The following is a 15,966-nucleotide window of genomic DNA, read 5'->3' as shown; positions in this document are numbered from 1 at the left end:
ATAATCTATAAAAATCAGTAATTTACAGTTATTTCGAAAGCGTCGTGCTGGTGCGTTCTGCATGATCGCCGCTTGGGTCGTCGTGCAGATTGCAGTATCGTCCGCGCTTCACCCGCCACAGGCTGCCGCGCCAATGAAACCTGAATCCCTGCAACTGCTGGTTACCCGCACCATGCCTTTTGGCAAGTACCAGGGGCGGATCATCGCCGACCTGCCGGGTGATTACCTGGCGTGGTTTGCGCGCAAGGGTTTCCCCCATGGCGAGCTGGGTGCGTTGCTGGCATTGATGCATGAGATCGACCACAACGGCCTGGCCGACCTGCTGGTGCCGCTGCGGGCAAAGACACGTCAGGGCTGAGCGCTCAAGACTCCGTTGTACCCGCCGAAAACTCGAAGAACTCTTTTCAAGGACGAATGACCTTCCATGCAATCGCGTCAATCCGCTTCATCGGCGTTTGTCATCTCCCTGCTGATCGCAGGCTCAGGCCTCTACTATGTAGGCCGCCTGCGCTGGGCGCTGATACTGCTGGCACTGTTCCTCATCGACTTCTTCCTGATCGGCCTGTTTGCCACGCCCAAGGCGGTGATCGTCGGCCTGTGCATCGCGTTGGCGCTGAAGCTCGGCTCGGCCTGCCTGGCCGCCTGGATCGCCTGGCGCGGCCACCCGGGCAGCGAACCGCCCGGGGCACGCCTGGTGGCCTATGCCGCCGCGGTGGTGGTCCTGGCCGCCGTGCTGGTGGTGCTGCGGGGGCCGTTGTTCGGTTACCGGCTCGACCAGATTCCTTCGGGCTCGATGGAGCCGGCGCTGCAGATCGGCGATCACATCGTCAGTGACTCGCGCTTGCTTGGCGACCTGAAGGTGGGGGATGTGGTGCTGTACCGCCAAGGCAATGTGGAAGGCTTCAAGCGCGTGGCGGGGGTGGCCGGCGACCGGCTGGAGATCGTTGCGGGCGAACTGTTGGTCAATGGCCGCAACCTGGGCTTGTTCCATGCCCCCGCCGAGATGGTGCGCAGCCCTTATTCACTGAGCCTGGCGCCCCTGGTGGTTGAACCCGGCCATGTCTACCTGCTCGGCGACCGGCGCGACAACAGCACCGACAGCCGGTACTTCGGCCAGGTTGCAGTGGCGGATGTAACGGCGAAGGTTAACGGGGTCTGGTACGCGAAGAATCGCCAGCGGATCGGTACGACCTTCGAATAGCCATCGCGGGGCAAGCCCGCTCCCACAATTTGAACCCCCGGGGAGCGGGCGTGCCCCCCGATGGGCGCTAGCCCTTGGCCGGCGCCACCACCATCTCCACCTGCTCGCCCTTCTTGATCACGGCATACACCACCGCCGTCACCAGGCTCCCTGCCAGGATCGCCAGCAAGTACAGCAACGCGTGGTTGATCGCATTGGGGATCAGCAGCACGAACAGCCCGCCGTGCGGGGCCATCAGCTTGCAACCGAAGTACATCGACAGCGCGCCGGTCAAGGCCCCGCCGGCGATGCTCGCCGGGATCACCCGCAGAGGGTCCTTGGCGGCGAACGGGATGGCGCCTTCAGAGATAAAGCACAGCCCCAGCGCCAGCGCCGCCTTGCCGGCCTCGCGCTCGCTCTGGGCGAACTTGCGCCGGGCGAGGAAGGTGGCGATGCCCAGGCCGATCGGCGGCACCATGCCGGCAGCCATGGTCGCCGCCATCGGCGCGTAGCTGGACGACGCCAGCAAGCCCACCGAAAACGCATAGGCGGCCTTGTTGATCGGGCCACCGAGGTCGACGCACATCATGCCGCCGAGCAGCAGCCCGAGCAGGATGGCGTTGGTGGTGCCCATGCTGTCGAGGAAGTGCGTAAGCCCTGCGAGCATGGCTGCCACCGGCTGGCCGACCACGTAGATCATCACCAGCCCGGTGAACAGGCTGGCCAGCAGCGGGATGATCAGGATCGGCTTGAGCGCTTCGAGGCTGCTGGGCAGGGTCACCCAGCGAGCGATGGCCTTGGCGCTGTAACCGGCGAGAAAGCCGGCGACGATGCCGCCGATGAAGCCCGCGCCGAGGGTGCCGGCCAGTAGGCCGCCGATCATCCCCGGCGCCAGGCCCGGGCGGTCGGCGATGGACCAGGCGATGTAGCCGGCCAGCAGCGGCACCATCAGTTTGAACGCCGCTTCGCCGCCGATCTGCATCAATGCCGCCGGCAGCGTGCCGGGCTCCTTGTAGGCCTCGATGCCGAACACGAACGACAGGGCGATCAGCAAGCCGCCGGCCACCACCATCGGCAGCATGAACGACACGCCGGTCAGAAGGTGCTTGTAGACGCCGGTCTTCTCGGTTTTTTGCGGGGCGCTGGCGGCATCAGCGGCGCTTTCCACCTTGCCTTCGGCCAGGGCCTTGTCCAGGGTAGCGCGGGCCTGCTTGAGGGCGATGCCGGTACCGCAGCGGTAGATGCGCTTGCCAGCGAAGCGCGCGGTGGGCACTTCGATGTCGGCGGCCAGCAGCACCACGTCGGCGGCGGCGATGGCCTCGGCCGGCAATGGGTTGCGGGCGCCTACCGAGCCTTGGGTTTCCACGGTCAGCGTGTAGCCCAGGGCCTGGGCGGCCTGCTGCAGCGCCTCTGCGGCCATGAAGGTATGGGCAACGCCTGTCGGGCAAGCCGTTACCGCAACAATCTTCGGCGTGCTGGCTGCCGCACTGGGGGCGGATTGCTGCTCGTGCACCCGGGCCTTGGCGGCGGCTTCGTCAAGAAAGCCTTCGCGGTCGGCCAGGGCCTGGGCCGGCGTGCTCTGGTACAGGCGCTTGCCGGTGAAACGGGCCAGATCGACCGGCCCGGTGCTCACTACCAGCACCCAGTCGGCCTCGGCGATCTGCGCGGGCGACAGGCGCCGCTCGGGGTGTTCGGCCTCCTGCACTTCGACACTGGTGCTCCAGCCTCGACGCTGGGCGGCGGCGGCCAACAGGCGCGCACTGAGCACGCTGGACACCTGGCCGTTGGGGCAGGCGGTGACAATGGCAATGTTCATCAGCAGCCCTCTTGTTGTTCTGTCAGGTGCACGGCGGCTTCCAGGCGCGCCAGTTGCTCGCGGTCGTGGATGCCGAAACCGACCTGGGTGACCGCCTGGGCGGCGATCGCGGTGGCGCGGCGCAAGGTAGCTGTGGGCGCTTCGCCCTGCAGCAGGCCATGGACCATGCCTGCCACCAGTGAATCACCGGCGCCCACGGTGCTGGCGATGCGCACCTGCGGTGGCTGGGCATGCAGCGCCAGGCCTGCGGCAAACCAGGTGACACCGTGCTCGCCCTGGGACACCACCACATGCTCGACGCCACTGGCCAGCAACTGGTCGGCGGCGGCGCGTTGCTGTGCCGGGCCGTCCACCGGCAAGCCGAGCACTTCACCCAGCTCGTCAGTGTTCGGCTTGACCAGCCAGGGCGCGGCCTGCAGGCCGGCGCGCAAGGCTTCGCCGCTGCTGTCCAGGGCCACTTTCAGGCCCTGCACCTTGAGCATCTGCAGCAACTCGCGCAGCCAGCCGGGGCTGATCCCTCGTGGCAGGCTGCCGGCCACCACCACCGCATCATGCCCCGGCGCTACCTGCGCCAGGCGGTGCAGCAGGTCGTTCCTGGCGGCCTCATCGACCTGCGGGCCCTGGCCATTGATGTCGGTGACCCGGCCGTCGGCCTCGACCAGCTTGATGTTGCTGCGGGTCTCGCCAGGCACGCGGACGAAGCAGTCGGCAAAGCCGCGCTGGGCGATCAGCGCCTCGAAGGGTTGCAGGTTGTCCTGGCCGAGAAAACCACCGACGGTGACGCTGTGGCCCAGGTCGGCCAGCACCTGGGCGACGTTCAGGCCCTTGCCGGCGGCATGGCTGTGCTGGGCCTGGCTGCGGTTGACGGCACCGGCCTGCAGGCGGTCGAGGCTGACGGTGATGTCCAGCGCCGGGTTGAGGGTAAGGGTGAGGATCTTGGCCATTTCAGTAACGCTCCACCAGCGCCCGGACCGCTTCGGCGCTGTCTTGTTGCAGGGCCTCGCGCGCCAGGGCGCGGGCCGTCGATAGGGTGGCCTGGCGCACCAGTGCCTTGACTTCGGGGATGCTGCGGGCGGCGACACTCAACTCATCCACCTCCAGCCCCAGCAACACCGCGACCGCCTGCGGGTCGGCCGCCAATTCACCGCAGATACCCACCCATTTGCCTTCGGCGTGGGCGGCGCGCACGGTCATGTCGATCAGTTGGAGTACGGCCGGGTGCAGGCCGTCGGCCTGGGCCGAAAGGCTTGGGTGGCCGCGGTCGATGGCCAGGGTGTACTGGGTGAGGTCGTTGGTGCCGATACTGAAGAAGTCCACCTCGCGCGCCAACTGCGGGGCCAGCAGCGCGGCGGACGGCACCTCGACCATGATCCCGACCTGCAGGTCGCTCACCGGGATCTCCAGGCGCAAGCGCTCGACCATGGCCTTGGCGGCGCGCCATTCGTGCACCTGCCCGACCATGGGGAACATGATCCGCAGGGGGCGATTGCCTGCCGCGCGCAGCAGGGCGCGCAACTGCTCTTCCATCACCTGCGGGCGCTGCAGGGTCAGGCGTACGCCGCGCACGCCGAGGAAGGGGTTGTCTTCCGCCGCGATCGGCCAGTAGGGCAAGGGCTTGTCGCCGCCCACGTCGAGGGTGCGCACCACCAGTGGCCGCCCGCCCAGGCCGTCGAGCACGCGGCGGTATTCGGCTTCCTGGGTGGCCACGTCGGGGGCCTGCGGGTGGGCCATGAAGATCAGCTCGGTGCGCAGCAGGCCGACGCCTTCGGCGCCCTGCTCCACCACCTTGTCGATGCCGCTGCTTTCGCCAATGTTGGCGCACACTTCGACGCGGTGGGCGTCGCGGGTCACTGCCGGTTCATGGCGGTTGGCCCAGGAAATCTGCAAGCGCCGCTCGCGGGCGTCGCGTTCGGCCAGGGCGCGTTGCAGTTCATCGGCGGGCGGGGCAATGGCGACACGCCCGCGCTGGCCGTCGAGCAACAGCGGCGTGCCGCTGTCGAGCAGCAGGATCGCCGCGCCGGCACCGACCACCGCCGGGATGCCCAGGGCGCGGGCAACGATGGCGCTGTGGGCAGTGGCGCCGCCCTGGGCGGTGACGATGCCGGCGACCCGTACCGGGTCCAGGCGCGCCACGTCCGAGGGGCCCACTTCGGCCATCACCAGCACGTAAGGTTGTGCCGGCTCGGCGGCCTGCTGCACACCGCACAGCTGGGCTAGCACACGCCGGCCGATGTCGCGCAGGTCGGCGGCGCGCTCGGCCAGCAGGGTGTCGTGCAGGGCCTCCTGCTGGCGCGCGGCGGCGTCGATCACGGCCATCCAGGCGGCGGCGGCGCTTTCGCCCTGGGCCAGGCGCAGCTCGACCTCGTCCATCAGGGCCGGGTCGCTGAGCATCTCTTGATGGGTGACGAAGATTTCGCCGATGGCCTTGTCACTGCGCTGCACCAGGGCCTGCAGCTCGGCGTGCACCGCCGCCACGGCGCTGCGCAATTTCAGGCGCTCCTGTGCCGGGGACTCGCCGCGCAGGGGGTAGTCGATGTCGCGCTCGACCCGCACAAAGGCCGGCCCGCTGGCAATCCCGGGGGCTGCCGCGACGCCTTGGACAGTGCTGCCGGGCAGCGGTGCCTCAAGCACCTGCGCGGATGCCTCGGTGACAGGCTGGGTAACGGCCGGCAGTGGCTCCACCTCCTCACCAAGGCCTTGCTCGATGGCGGCCAGCAATACCGGCAGCGCGTCACTGGCGATGCCCGGTTCGGCGATCAGCTCCAGCACCTGGCCACGCCGGGCGCCCAGGCTGAGCAGCTTGCTCAGGCTCTTGACCGAAACCGCAGGCTGGGGGCTGTCGAGCACACGCACGCGGATCTCGCCTTCGAAACCTTTGGCCAACTGCGCCAGTTCCTTGGCCGGGCGGGCATGCAAGCCATGGGGGTTGGCCAGCGCCACCCGGGCGCTGGGCCAGTCGGCAGGCGCTTCACCGCCGAGCACTTCGAGCACGGCGCGGCTGCTGGTGGCCTGGTAGAGCATCTGCCCGCGGCCTTCGATCAGCACTTCGCACAGGCGTTCGAGCAAGGCCTGGTGCGCGGCACCGAGGCTGGCCAGGCAGAACAGGCCATTGAGTGGCTGATCGCGGTAACGCAGGGGTGTTTGCGGGGTGATGAAGGCCAGGCCCGGCTGGCGCACCTGGCGCTCGCTGTGCAGCCACCACAAGCCTTCGCCCAGGGGCAGCGGCTCGGCCTGTTGCAGTACGGCGGCAAAACCGCTGTCGACACAGCCGGCGCGCTGCAACAGGCGTGCACCGCGCCAAGCCAGTTCGTCGAAGTCTTCGGCGGCCAGGTTGAGGCCGACCAGTTGCGCATCCAGTGCCAGTTCCTGGGGGGCGCCTTGCAGCAGCTTGAGCAAGGCCTCGGCACTGCCGGCGCGGCGCAAGGCCTCGGCCAGGTCGGTCTCGCCGAGGGCGCGGGTGAGCAGTTGCAGCAAGCGCAGGTGTTCGTCGGAACGGGCGGCGATGCCGATGGCCAGGTACACAATCTGCCCGTCGCCCCAGTCCACCCCTTCGGGGAACTGCAGCAGGCGCACGCCGGTAGCGAACACCAGCTCGCGGGTCTGCGGTGTGCCATGAGGGATGGCGATGCCCTGGCCGAGGAAGGTCGAGCCCTGCGCCTCGCGGGCGCGCAAGCCGTCGACATAGCCCTCGGCAACCAGCCCGTCGGCCACCAGCCGCGCGGCCAGCAAGGCCAACGCCTCGCCTTTGTCGGCAGCCTTCTGGCCCATGGCAATCTGCTCCACGGCAAGCTCGAGCATGACCTTCTCCTTTCCGGCGCCCAGGTGGGGTACCGAGGTATTGTTGTGGATTTTTCCGGCAAAAGCCGTTCAATTGATCAGCGCAAGTGGCCAGGCTGGATGTGGCAAGCAGGAAAAATCAGCCAAGCTGAAACGATTAATCTGACCAAGCGGCCACGTTACTCGATAATCTGCCGACGAAAAAGCCCCATCCTGTCGGACAATTGCGACAATGGTCGTCTGCGCGCGGGCCTGCGCTTGGGTGAAACTACCCGGTCAGGCAAGCAGTCAGCCCCGGAAATAACAAGGAAAATTCGGTGAAACTCAGCGATATCGCCCGTCTGGCCGGTGTGTCCGTGACCACGGCCAGCTACGTCATCAATGGCAAGGCCGAGCAGCAGCGCATCAGCAACAGTACCGTCGAGCGCGTGCGCGCGGTGGTCGAGGCCCATGGCTTCACCCCCAACCCGCAGGCCGCCGGCCTGCGCAGCCGACACACCCGCACCCTGGGCTTCATTCTCCCCGACCTCGAGAACCCCAGCTACGCCCGCATTGCCAAGCAGCTGGAACAGGGCGCCCGCGCCCGTGGTTACCAGTTGCTGATCGCCAGCAGCGACGACCAGCCCGGCAGCGAGCACCAGTTGCAGCAACTGTTCCGCGCCCGCCGCTGCGATGCGCTGTTCGTCGCCAGCTGCCTGCCGCCCGAGGACGACAGCTACCGTGAGCTGCAGGACAAGGGCCTGCCGGTGATCGCCATCGACCGGCGCCTGGACCCGGCGCACTTCTGCTCGGTCATCAGCGACGACCGCGACGCCAGCCGTCAGCTCGCCGAGAGCCTGTTGAACACCCGCCCACAAAGCATCGCGCTGATCGGCGCCCGCCCCGAGCTGTCGGTGAGCCAGGCCCGCGCCGGTGGCTTCGACGAGGCCATGCAGGGCTATGCCGGGGAAGTGCGCCGCTACCAGGGCGATGCGTTCAGCCGCGAGTGCGGCCAGCGCCTGATGCAGCAACTGATCGCCGAACACGGCGGCCTGCCGGACGCCCTGGTGACCACCTCCTATGTGCTGCTGCAAGGGGTGTTCGACATCCTGCAGGCGCGCCCGGCCGATTCGCGCCAGCTGCAACTGGGCACCTTCGGTGACAACCAGTTGCTCGACTTCCTGCCACTGCCGGTCAACGCCATGGCCCAGCAACACGGGCTGATTGCCGCCACCGCGCTGGAGCTGGCGCTGGCCGCCATCGAAGAGAAGCGCTACGAGCCCGGCGTGCACGCCATCGGTCGCACCTTCAAGCAACGCATTCCGGGCGCCTGACATGCGCCTGATCGACACCCACACCCACCTCGACTTCCCCGACTTCGACGCCGACCGCCCGCAGCTGCTGGCCAACGCGGCGGCGCGCGGGGTGGAACGGATGGTGGTGCTGGGGGTGTACCAGGCCAACTTCCAGCGCGTGTGGGAGCTGGCCTGCAGTGACTCGCGCCTGTACGCGGCACTGGGCCTGCACCCGGTCTACCTCGACCAGCATCGCCCGGAGCACCTGGTGCAGTTGCGCGACTGGCTGGAGCGCCTGCGTGGCGACCCTCGCCTGTGCGCGGTGGGCGAGTTCGGCCTGGACTACTACCTGCCGGAACTTGACCCGCAGCGCCAGCAAGCGCTGTTCGAAGCCCAGCTGCAACTGGCCTGCGACTTCGAACTGCCGGCCCTGCTGCACGTGCGCCGCAGCCACGCCCAGGTGATCGCCACGCTCAAACGCTACAAACCGCGGCGGGCGGGGATCATCCATGCCTTTGCCGGCAGTCATGAAGAGGCGCGCGAGTACCTCAAGCTGGGCTTCAAGCTGGGCCTGGGCGGCGCGGCGACCTGGCCACAGGCGTTGCGGCTGCGCAAGACCCTGGCGCGTCTGCCGCTGGACAGCGTGGTGCTGGAGACGGACTCGCCGGACATGGCGCCGGTGATGTATCCGGGGATGCGCAACAGCCCGGAGCACCTGCCGGAGATCGCCGGTGCCCTGGCCGAGGTGATGGGGGTTGACGTCGGGCTGCTGGCCGAGGCCAGTAGCCGTAATGCCGGCGAGCTGTTTGGCTGGTAACTGCCAGGCGACGCGATCTGTGTAGGAGCGGCCTTGTGTCGCGAAAGGGCTGCAGAGCAGCCCCAGCAATCTGCGCGTCGCCGCTGAAATCCTGGGGCTGCTACGCAGCCCGTTCGCGACACAAGGCCGCTCCAACAGGGACCGTGAACGGGGTCAGACCCTGAACGCTCCGATAAGTCGCTTCAACTCCACCACCTGCACCGACAACGCCCGGCTGGCATCCTCGGTCTGGCAGGCGCCTTCGGTAGTGTCCTGGGCGGCCCGGTTGATCGCCACGATGTTCTGGTCGATGTCGTGGGCCACGGCGGTCTGCTGCTCCACCGCTGCCGCGATCTGCTGGTTCTGCTCGACGATGCCGCTGACCGCGCCAAGGATGTTGCCCAGCGCCTGCTGCACCTGGCGCGCCTCGTCCACCGTGCCGGCGGCCATCTGGTGGCTGCTGCCCATCACCCGCACCGCCGCACCGACCCCCTCGCGCAGGCGCTCGATCATCTGGGCGATCTCCTCGGTGGAGTCCTGGGTGCGCCTGGCCAGTGTGCGTACTTCATCGGCCACTACCGCAAAGCCGCGGCCCTGCTCGCCGGCCCGGGCGGCTTCGATGGCGGCGTTGAGGGCCAGCAGGTTGGTCTGCTCGGCAATGCTGCGGATCACCTCCAGTACCCGGCCGATGGCCTGGCTGTCGGCGGCCAGCTGGTTGACCGCCACCACGCTCTGGTCGATCTCCCCCGCCAGGCGGGCGATGCTGCCCTGCTGGCTTTCGACCAGGTCGCGGCCCGAGGCGCTTTCGTGGTTGACCCGTTGTGCGCCCTCGGCCGCCAGCGCCGCGCTGCGCGCCACTTCCAGCGCGGTGGCGGTCATCTGGTTCATGGCCGTGGCCACCTGCTCGATCTGCTCGCGCTGGCCGCCAACCGCCTGGTTGCTGCGCGCCGACACCGACAACACCTGGCCGGCCTGTTCCTCGACCGTGGCTACCGTATGGCCGACCTGTTCGATCAACCCGCGGATGCGCCGCACGGTCTCGCTGAAACCACGGCCCAGCTCGCCCAGTTCGTCCTGGCTGCTGGCCTGGAAACTCACCGTCATGTCGCCGGCGGCCACTTTGTCCATGGCGCTGCCGAGCTTGCCCAGGGTTTCGCGGGTGGACACGTAAAAACCGCTGTAGAGGTAGATGATCAGCACGAACACCGTGGCCAGCGCGGCGACCAGGGCGACCATGCGCAGGCGGTGCTGGGCGAGGCGGTCTTCCAGTTGCCCGTTCAATTGAGCCAGCACGGCGTCGTTGAGGCGGTAGGTCTGGGCCATCAGCTCGCTGGTCTGCTGGTAGAAACCGGCCCAGGGCGCGTCCAGGGTCTCGGCCACCACCACCTGGTCCTCGAACAAGCTGGCGGCCTGCTTGACCGTGGCTTGGCTGGCCTGGGCAGTGGCCGCCAGCGCCGCCTTGGCCCGGTTGTCGGCAGCCAGGGCGTCGTCCAGGCGGATGGCGTAGTCGGCAGAGAGCCGCTCCAGGCGTTGCAGCAGGTCTTCGAAACGGGCGCTGCCGGCGGAGTCCATGAAGCCGCGGCCCAAGGCCACCGAGCCCATCGCCCGCCCTTCGCCAAGGGCCTGGGTGACCTGCGCCGTGGCACTGCCGATCAGCTCGCCGAGCTGACGCACCGAGGCCTGGCTGTCCTGGTTGAGGCCCGACTGGCTGGCAACCAGCTTGCCCAGCACCTGGGCCTGGGCGAGCAGTTTTTCGAACAACGCTGCCTTGTTCTGCAACGAGGTTTCGCCGCGGGCGCGGGTGAAGGCGTCGGCCAGCTCGGCGCGCTTGGCTTCGAGGGCCGGGTCGCTACCCTTGAGCGCCTCGAGCCGGGCCTGAACCTTGTCCTGCAAGCTGGCGATTCGGCCTTCCACATCACCGGCCTGGCCCGACTGGCCAAGTACGGCGTTGATCTGCAGCAGGTTGCCGAGGGTTTCCAGGTCGCCCCGCAACGCCAGGCTCTCGCCCAGTGGGGCCAGGCCCTGCAGCTCGACGCGGGTGGCGTGGAACTGGTTATAGGCGTCGCGAACCAGATAGAAGCTGGTGACCAGCATGGGCAGGAAGAACAGGACGCTGATCAGGCTGAACTTCATGCCGAAGCTCAGCCGATTCATCAGCGCGATGGCCGGATAGAGCAGACGCTTCACAGGTCACCTCCTTGAATTCTTGTTGTTCTGCGGGGTAGCACTTGGCCATCGAGGGCCAAACACTTTGTATAACGCAGAATGAATTCAAGGTTTGTAACTTAAGGTTAAGCGACCCGCGCTCAACCTTTGCGTCAGACCAGTACCGTCCACAGGGCGAAACAGGCATACCACAGCACCGCGCTGCGCAGCAGCAGCTCCCACAGGCTGTCCAGCCGCTCCAGCCCGCGCTGGCGGTCTTCTTCCTCGGGAATGTCGTCGGCTACCCGACCGACCTTGGCCACCAGATGGCCGGCGCTGATATGCCAGTCGAGCAGTTCGTGCAGCATCACCCGGGTGACTGCGACGAAGTTGCCGACCAGGGCAAAGCTCACCGCCAGCACCCGTACCGGCAGCCAGTCCAGCGCATGGCGCAGTTGCTCGGCGAGGGTCTTGAGCGCCGGCTGGCGGCTGTTTTCGCCGGTCAAGGCCAGCAAGCGGTAGGCCAGCGCCGCCGCCGGACCGAGCAGGAAGTACCAGAAGATCACCGCGAAGAAACTCTGGTAGGCCTGCCACAGCAGATGCCCCTGGGCCCGCTTGATCAGGCCCGTGGCATCGTCGGCGGCCAGCCCCAGGTCGCGCTCGGCCACGTGCAGCGCGGCCTGGTCGTCGCCACGGCGCCAGGCATCGCGGAACGGGCCAAGGGCGGCTTTGACGTCACCGCGGCCGAGGCTGTAGATCAGCACCAGCAGATGCACCGGCAGCGCCAGCAAGCCATAGGCTACCGGCTCCAGCACATGCAGCAGCAGGACCAGCAGCGCCACCGGGGCGAGGATCAGGATGGCCAGGGTCCACCAGGGGTGAACCTTGCCGCTGCGCTCCAGGCGCACCAGTTCGCCAAGGTAGAAACCGTCGCGCTGCAACCGTTGGCGCAGCGACGAAAACTTCTCGAACCACAGCGCCAGCACCAACACCAGAAAACTCATGCCTTGTCCTCATTGCGTTGCACAGCGTCGCGGTAGCGCGGCCAGTCGAAGGCCGGGCCTGGGTCGGTCTTGCGTTGCGGGGCGATATCGCTATGGCCGCAAATGCGCTGCAGGTCGATCACTGGCCAGGCTACGCGAATCGCTTGGGTGAGTTGGCGCAGGGCGCTGTACTGGGCATCGGTGTAGGGCAAGTCGTCGGTGCCTTCCAGCTCGATACCGATGGAAAAGTCGTTGCAGCCTTCACGGTCCTCGAAGCGCGACACACCCGCGTGCCAGGCGCGGTCGAGCAGCGAGACGAACTGGGTGACCGCGCCGTCGCGCTCGACGAACAGGTGCGCCGACACGGTCAGGTGGCTGATGCTGGCGAAATAGGGGTGCTCGTTCGGGTCGAGGCGGTTCTGGAAGAACTGCTGGACCTTGCCGGTGCCGAAGCAGGCCGGTGGCAGGCTGATGTTGTGGATCACCAGCAGCGAGATCGCCTCGCCGTCAGGGCGGGCATTGCAGTTCGGTGAAGGGCAGTGGCTTACGCCGGTGAACCAGCCGGTCGCATGGTCCAATTGCATGGGGCAGATCCTGAATGACGCCGGGGGCAGGCGTTTAGTATGCCGCGCACGTGCAGCGCTTGCATGTAAATGATTGTTCAGCCAATGCCCTGCTCGGCACGCAGCCGCGCCAGCACGGCCTCCAGTGCACGCTCGAACAACTGCCCGTCATCGAGCGTGCGCACCTGGCCCAGGCACAGCGCCTGGGCCAGGCCCGCGTGGCTCCATTCGCGCACTTTCATGCCGGTACGGTTGGCGAACACCAGCCGGTCGCTGCCGTCGATGCGGGCCACCAGCTTGCAGCGCAGTGGCTCTTCGTCGTCCAGCACCTCGATCCAGGCGCCGATGCGCAAGTGCTCCACCAGGCGCTGCGCGGGCGCCTGCTCATCGCCGTCCAGGCAAGGGCCACCGGGCGTTTGCTCGGCAATGGCCAGGACGATATCGGCCTGTACGCACACCTCCTGCAACGCATCATCAGGCACCCACGGGCCGCCGCAGGCGCGCTGGTGCAACTGCTCCAGGTGCTGGAAGAAATCACGGGTGGCCGCGGCGTCCAACGCCACGCCCGCCAGCCCCTCGCGCAACGCTTTGAGCAGGCCGGGCAGCTGCTCCAGCAACTGCGCAGGTTCCCGTTGCGGGGCAATGCTGGCCAGCAACTGGTCGACCGTCGCCAGGCCAGCGCGCCAGGCCGCAGACGCCTCGCCCTGCTTCAGCCAGGCCAGCAGCAGCACCTGGCTCCAGGCCTGCTCCAGCATCTGCACCACCACCTGCGGCAACACCCGGCCGCGCAGGCGCAGGTTAAGTGCCTGCTGTACCCGCAGCTTGGCCTGCAACGCCCGTGCGCGCCCTTCCTCGGCGTCGCGGGTGCGTTGCTCGAGCAGTTCGTTGCGCCGCCGTTCGTCCTGGCTAAAGGCAAGAAACTCGTCGAGCAGTTCGTCGAACAGCTGACAGTCTTCGGCGAAGTCCTTGAGCAGCCGCTGGACGATGCGCTCGACGCGCCGGTGCAGGCCCTCGCCGTCGGCCTCCCAGCCGATGGCCACGGCGGCGATCTCGTTGAGCAGGCGGCGTGCCGGGTGGCTGGCGCGGCTGAACAGGCCTTTGTCGATCAGGGCAACCTTGAGCAGCGGGATATGCAGGCGGCCGACCAGCGCGCGCACTGTCGCTGGCAGGTTGTGGTCAGCGTCGATGAAGGTGAACAGCAGGCCGAACAGGTTGATCATGTCTTCGTCGCCGGTGGCGATATAGCGGCGTGTGCCGCTGCGCACGCTGACCCGCAGCACCAGCTGTTCGAGCTGCATGCCCAGGTCGAAATCGTCTGCCTCGCCGGGGCCCGGAACATAATGCTGCAGGTGGGTCAAAAGGCGCAGCAGGTCGCCGGTGCTGATCGGCTGTGCGTCGGTGGCCGCCTGCAGGCGCGGCGCTATACGCCCGCGAACAGGGGCCAGCAGGGCTTGCAGGGAGGCGAAGAACGCCTGACCGGCAACGTCGACCCCGGCGCCCCTCTCTTGCGCAGGGCTGGCCGCCACCCTGCGGGGAATATTGCGTCGATCGTCGGCGCGACGGCGTGGCGCGGGCGCCAGGTCAGGCAACACGCCAGCAGCGACGAGCAACTGGTTGGCCTCGCCATAGAGCAGGTCGAGGTCGCGCAACACATAGCGCTCGAACAGTTTGAGCAGGACCTGCTTGACCTCAGGCCCCACGCCCAGGTTGCGCCCGGCAGTGAGGAAGTAGCCACACAGGTTGCCAGGCCCCAGCGGGTTGCAGGCCGGGTCCAGGCCCTGCTCGAGCAGGGCGGCGCAGCGCAGGTTCAGTTGCAGCAAGTCGAAACCGTCGCGCGACAGTACACGGTCGACCATCGCCTGGACCACGATGGAATGCGCCGGTGCGGCCATGGCATCGGCCTGACCGATCAGGGCGAAGGCCTGGTAGAAGGTGTCGAGAAAGCCGCGCTCTATGCTCTTGCGCTTGAGGCGCAAGTCACGCATGGCCTCGAAGTGCAGATTCTGATCAAGACGGTCGCGGGCTTTGTCGGCCATCTCGAACAGGGTGTCGTCGGCGTTGTCGAACAATGCCTGAAGGCCTTGGCGCAGCTGAAGCGCGGCCTTGTCACGCACTTGCAGGAGCAACAACGGAAGGCTGGGCGAGGGCGTTTGCGCACCTCGATCGATGGCTGCCGCCAAGGGCACCACCTTGCCTTCTTCATGCATCCCGGACTCCTTGATGGATGTTGCGTAATCACCGCGCAAAAATCGTCAAAGCTATGACGCCAAATACAAGGCGCCATTATCTGTGAAAATCATTACAGCTGCCAGCGTGCCTTTCGCACGACTCAACAGACCGTGCTTTACCGCAATCACTCGCAGAGCCCGACCAACGGTCATCGTCCGCGCTGCTGTACACACCGCCCCCCTGCCCTATAATCGCCGCCATCTAGCTTGTGGAGCCGACCATGCCGAACCTACGCCTCGCCGACCTGACCGCCGAAATCGAAGCCAACGTGCGCCGCGCGCTGCTCGAAGACATCGGCAGCGGCGACATCACCGCCCAGCTGATCCCGGCCGAGCGCCTGGCCAAGGCGACCATCATCACCCGCGAAGATTGCGTGGTTGCCGGCACGGCCTGGGTGGATGCCGTGTTCCGCCAGCTCGACCCGCGGGTGGCGGTGCACTGGCAGGTGGCGGATGGCGAGCGGGCCAGCGCCAACCAGGTGCTGTTCCACCTCGAAGGCCCGGCACGCTCGCTGCTCAGCGGTGAGCGCTCGGCGCTGAATTTCCTGCAGATGCTCTCGGGCGTGGCCACCCGCGCACGCTTGCTCGCCGACCTGGTAGAGGGCACCCAGGTGCGCCTGCTCGACACCCGCAAGACCCTGCCGGGCCTGCGCCTGGCGCAGAAGTACGCGGTCACCTGCGGTGGCTGCCACAACCACCGCATTGGCCTGTACGACGCCTTCCTGATCAAGGAAAACCATATCGCTGCCAGTGGCGGCGTGGCCCAGGCAGTGGCTGCGGCGCACCGCATCGCCCCGGGCAAGCCGGTGGAAATCGAAGTGGAAAGCCTGGACGAGCTGCGCCAGGCACTGGCGGCCGGGGCCGATATCGTCATGCTCGACGAACTGACCCTGGATGAAATGCGCGAGGCGGTGCGCATCAACGCCGGCAAGGCCAAGCTCGAGGCCAGCGGCGGGGTCAACGAGACCACCCTGCGGGTGATCGCCGAGACCGGAGTGGACTACATCTCCATTGGTGCCATGACCAAGGATGTGAAGGCGGTGGACCTGTCGATGCGCCTGAGCCTGTAAGGTTTTCCACAGGCACAAAAAAACCGGCCCCTGGAGGCCGGTTTTTTTTCATCGCGGGGCAAGCCCGCACCCACCGATCGTGGGGGCGGGCTTGCCCCCCGCAGGGTTGGCCAGGCCAAAGCGGTAGCCACGCC

12 protein-coding genes are annotated in these 15,966 nt (G+C 67.3%); 5 read left to right on the top strand and 7 right to left on the bottom strand.

Annotated features, from left to right (window positions below):
• The first annotated feature begins 133 nt into the window (after positions 1-133).
• Together ABE459_RS13150 and lepB are read left to right on the top strand one after the other, a co-directional pair.
• The gene (locus tag ABE459_RS13150; protein WP_110995897.1) at positions 134-358 is read left to right on the top strand and encodes a DUF3820 family protein; all 225 of its coding nucleotides are present in this window, start codon (positions 134-136) and stop codon (positions 356-358) included.
• 66 nt (positions 359-424) lie between these two features.
• Complete coding sequence (lepB, locus tag ABE459_RS13145) at positions 425-1,201, top strand: signal peptidase I (RefSeq protein ID WP_323830604.1); 777 nt, start codon at positions 425-427, stop codon at positions 1,199-1,201.
• A gap of 67 nt (positions 1,202-1,268) precedes the next feature.
• Here lepB and ABE459_RS13140 read toward each other — a convergent pair whose 3' ends face one another.
• The 3 genes from ABE459_RS13140 to ptsP are packed head-to-tail and all read right to left on the bottom strand — an operon-like array spanning position 1,269 to position 6,794.
• Positions 1,269-2,996, bottom strand: a complete 1,728-nt coding sequence (locus tag ABE459_RS13140; protein WP_323830605.1) for a PTS fructose-like transporter subunit IIB — start codon at positions 2,994-2,996, stop codon at positions 1,269-1,271.
• Positions 2,996-3,940: a 1-phosphofructokinase gene (pfkB, locus tag ABE459_RS13135; protein ID WP_323830606.1), complete on the bottom strand. Its 945-nt coding sequence runs from the start codon at positions 3,938-3,940 to the stop codon at positions 2,996-2,998. Before pfkB ends, ABE459_RS13140 begins: the two co-directional genes overlap by 1 nt.
• Position 3,941: 1 nt before the next feature.
• Entirely contained in the window at positions 3,942-6,794 is a 2,853-nt protein-coding gene (ptsP, locus tag ABE459_RS13130) for a phosphoenolpyruvate--protein phosphotransferase (RefSeq protein ID WP_323830607.1), read from the bottom strand.
• 296 nt (positions 6,795-7,090) lie between these two features.
• On the opposite strand from ptsP, the gene cra reads away from it, so the two are divergent.
• Together cra and ABE459_RS13120 are read left to right on the top strand one after the other, a co-directional pair.
• Positions 7,091-8,086, top strand: coding sequence for a catabolite repressor/activator (gene cra / locus ABE459_RS13125; protein ID WP_323830608.1), 996 nt, complete (start codon positions 7,091-7,093; stop codon positions 8,084-8,086).
• A 1-nt stretch (position 8,087) separates the two neighbouring features.
• Positions 8,088-8,864, top strand: coding sequence for a TatD family hydrolase (locus ABE459_RS13120; protein WP_323830609.1), 777 nt, complete (start codon positions 8,088-8,090; stop codon positions 8,862-8,864).
• A gap of 153 nt (positions 8,865-9,017) precedes the next feature.
• Here the strand turns inward: ABE459_RS13120 and ABE459_RS13115 are convergent, their stop codons facing one another.
• From ABE459_RS13115 to ABE459_RS13100, 4 genes are all read right to left on the bottom strand, one after another.
• A complete protein-coding gene (locus ABE459_RS13115) occupies positions 9,018-11,030 on the bottom strand; it encodes a methyl-accepting chemotaxis protein (protein WP_323830610.1) in 2,013 nt (670 codons plus the stop codon).
• A 131-nt stretch (positions 11,031-11,161) separates the two neighbouring features.
• Positions 11,162-11,992 carry a regulatory signaling modulator protein AmpE gene (gene ampE, locus ABE459_RS13110; protein ID WP_323830611.1) on the bottom strand — a complete coding sequence of 277 codons (831 nt, stop codon included), beginning with the start codon at positions 11,990-11,992 and terminating at the stop codon, positions 11,162-11,164.
• On the bottom strand, positions 11,989-12,555 hold the full coding sequence (gene ampD / locus ABE459_RS13105) for a 1,6-anhydro-N-acetylmuramyl-L-alanine amidase AmpD (RefSeq protein ID WP_323830612.1): 567 nt from the start codon (positions 12,553-12,555) through the stop codon (positions 11,989-11,991). The genes ampE and ampD overlap by 4 nt, the downstream gene beginning before the upstream one ends.
• Before the next feature lie 77 nt (positions 12,556-12,632).
• Positions 12,633-14,741, bottom strand: coding sequence for a DUF1631 domain-containing protein (locus ABE459_RS13100; protein WP_323830613.1), 2,109 nt, complete (start codon positions 14,739-14,741; stop codon positions 12,633-12,635).
• A 242-nt stretch (positions 14,742-14,983) separates the two neighbouring features.
• On the opposite strand from ABE459_RS13100, the gene nadC reads away from it, so the two are divergent.
• Complete coding sequence (gene nadC, locus ABE459_RS13095) at positions 14,984-15,832, top strand: carboxylating nicotinate-nucleotide diphosphorylase (protein WP_125465493.1); 849 nt, start codon at positions 14,984-14,986, stop codon at positions 15,830-15,832.
• Positions 15,833-15,966: the final 134 nt, after the last annotated feature.

Origin of the sequence: Pseudomonas sp. TWI923, assembly GCF_039673365.1 — a bacterium.
Taxonomy (GTDB): Bacteria; Pseudomonadota; Gammaproteobacteria; order Pseudomonadales; family Pseudomonadaceae; genus Aquipseudomonas; species Aquipseudomonas sichuanensis.
Note: the sequence above shows the minus strand (reverse complement) of the source record. Positions and strands in the feature narration are given on the sequence as shown.

Excerpts from the sequence above, each read along its gene's own strand:
- ptsP (WP_323830607.1), bottom strand. The coding sequence starts at position 6,794 with ATGCTCGAGCTTGCCGTGGAGCAGATTGCCATGGGCCAGAAGGCTGCC.
- lepB (WP_323830604.1), top strand. The coding sequence starts at position 425 with ATGCAATCGCGTCAATCCGCTTCATCGGCGTTTGTCATCTCCCTGCTG.
- ABE459_RS13100 (WP_323830613.1), bottom strand. The coding sequence starts at position 14,741 with ATGCATGAAGAAGGCAAGGTGGTGCCCTTGGCGGCAGCCATCGATCGA.
- nadC (WP_125465493.1), top strand. The coding sequence starts at position 14,984 with ATGCCGAACCTACGCCTCGCCGACCTGACCGCCGAAATCGAAGCCAAC.
- ampE (WP_323830611.1), bottom strand. The coding sequence starts at position 11,992 with ATGAGTTTTCTGGTGTTGGTGCTGGCGCTGTGGTTCGAGAAGTTTTCG.
- ABE459_RS13140 (WP_323830605.1), bottom strand. The coding sequence starts at position 2,996 with ATGAACATTGCCATTGTCACCGCCTGCCCCAACGGCCAGGTGTCCAGC.
- ABE459_RS13120 (WP_323830609.1), top strand. The coding sequence starts at position 8,088 with ATGCGCCTGATCGACACCCACACCCACCTCGACTTCCCCGACTTCGAC.
- pfkB (WP_323830606.1), bottom strand. The coding sequence starts at position 3,940 with ATGGCCAAGATCCTCACCCTTACCCTCAACCCGGCGCTGGACATCACC.
- ABE459_RS13150 (WP_110995897.1), top strand. The coding sequence starts at position 134 with ATGAAACCTGAATCCCTGCAACTGCTGGTTACCCGCACCATGCCTTTT.
- ampD (WP_323830612.1), bottom strand. The coding sequence starts at position 12,555 with ATGCAATTGGACCATGCGACCGGCTGGTTCACCGGCGTAAGCCACTGC.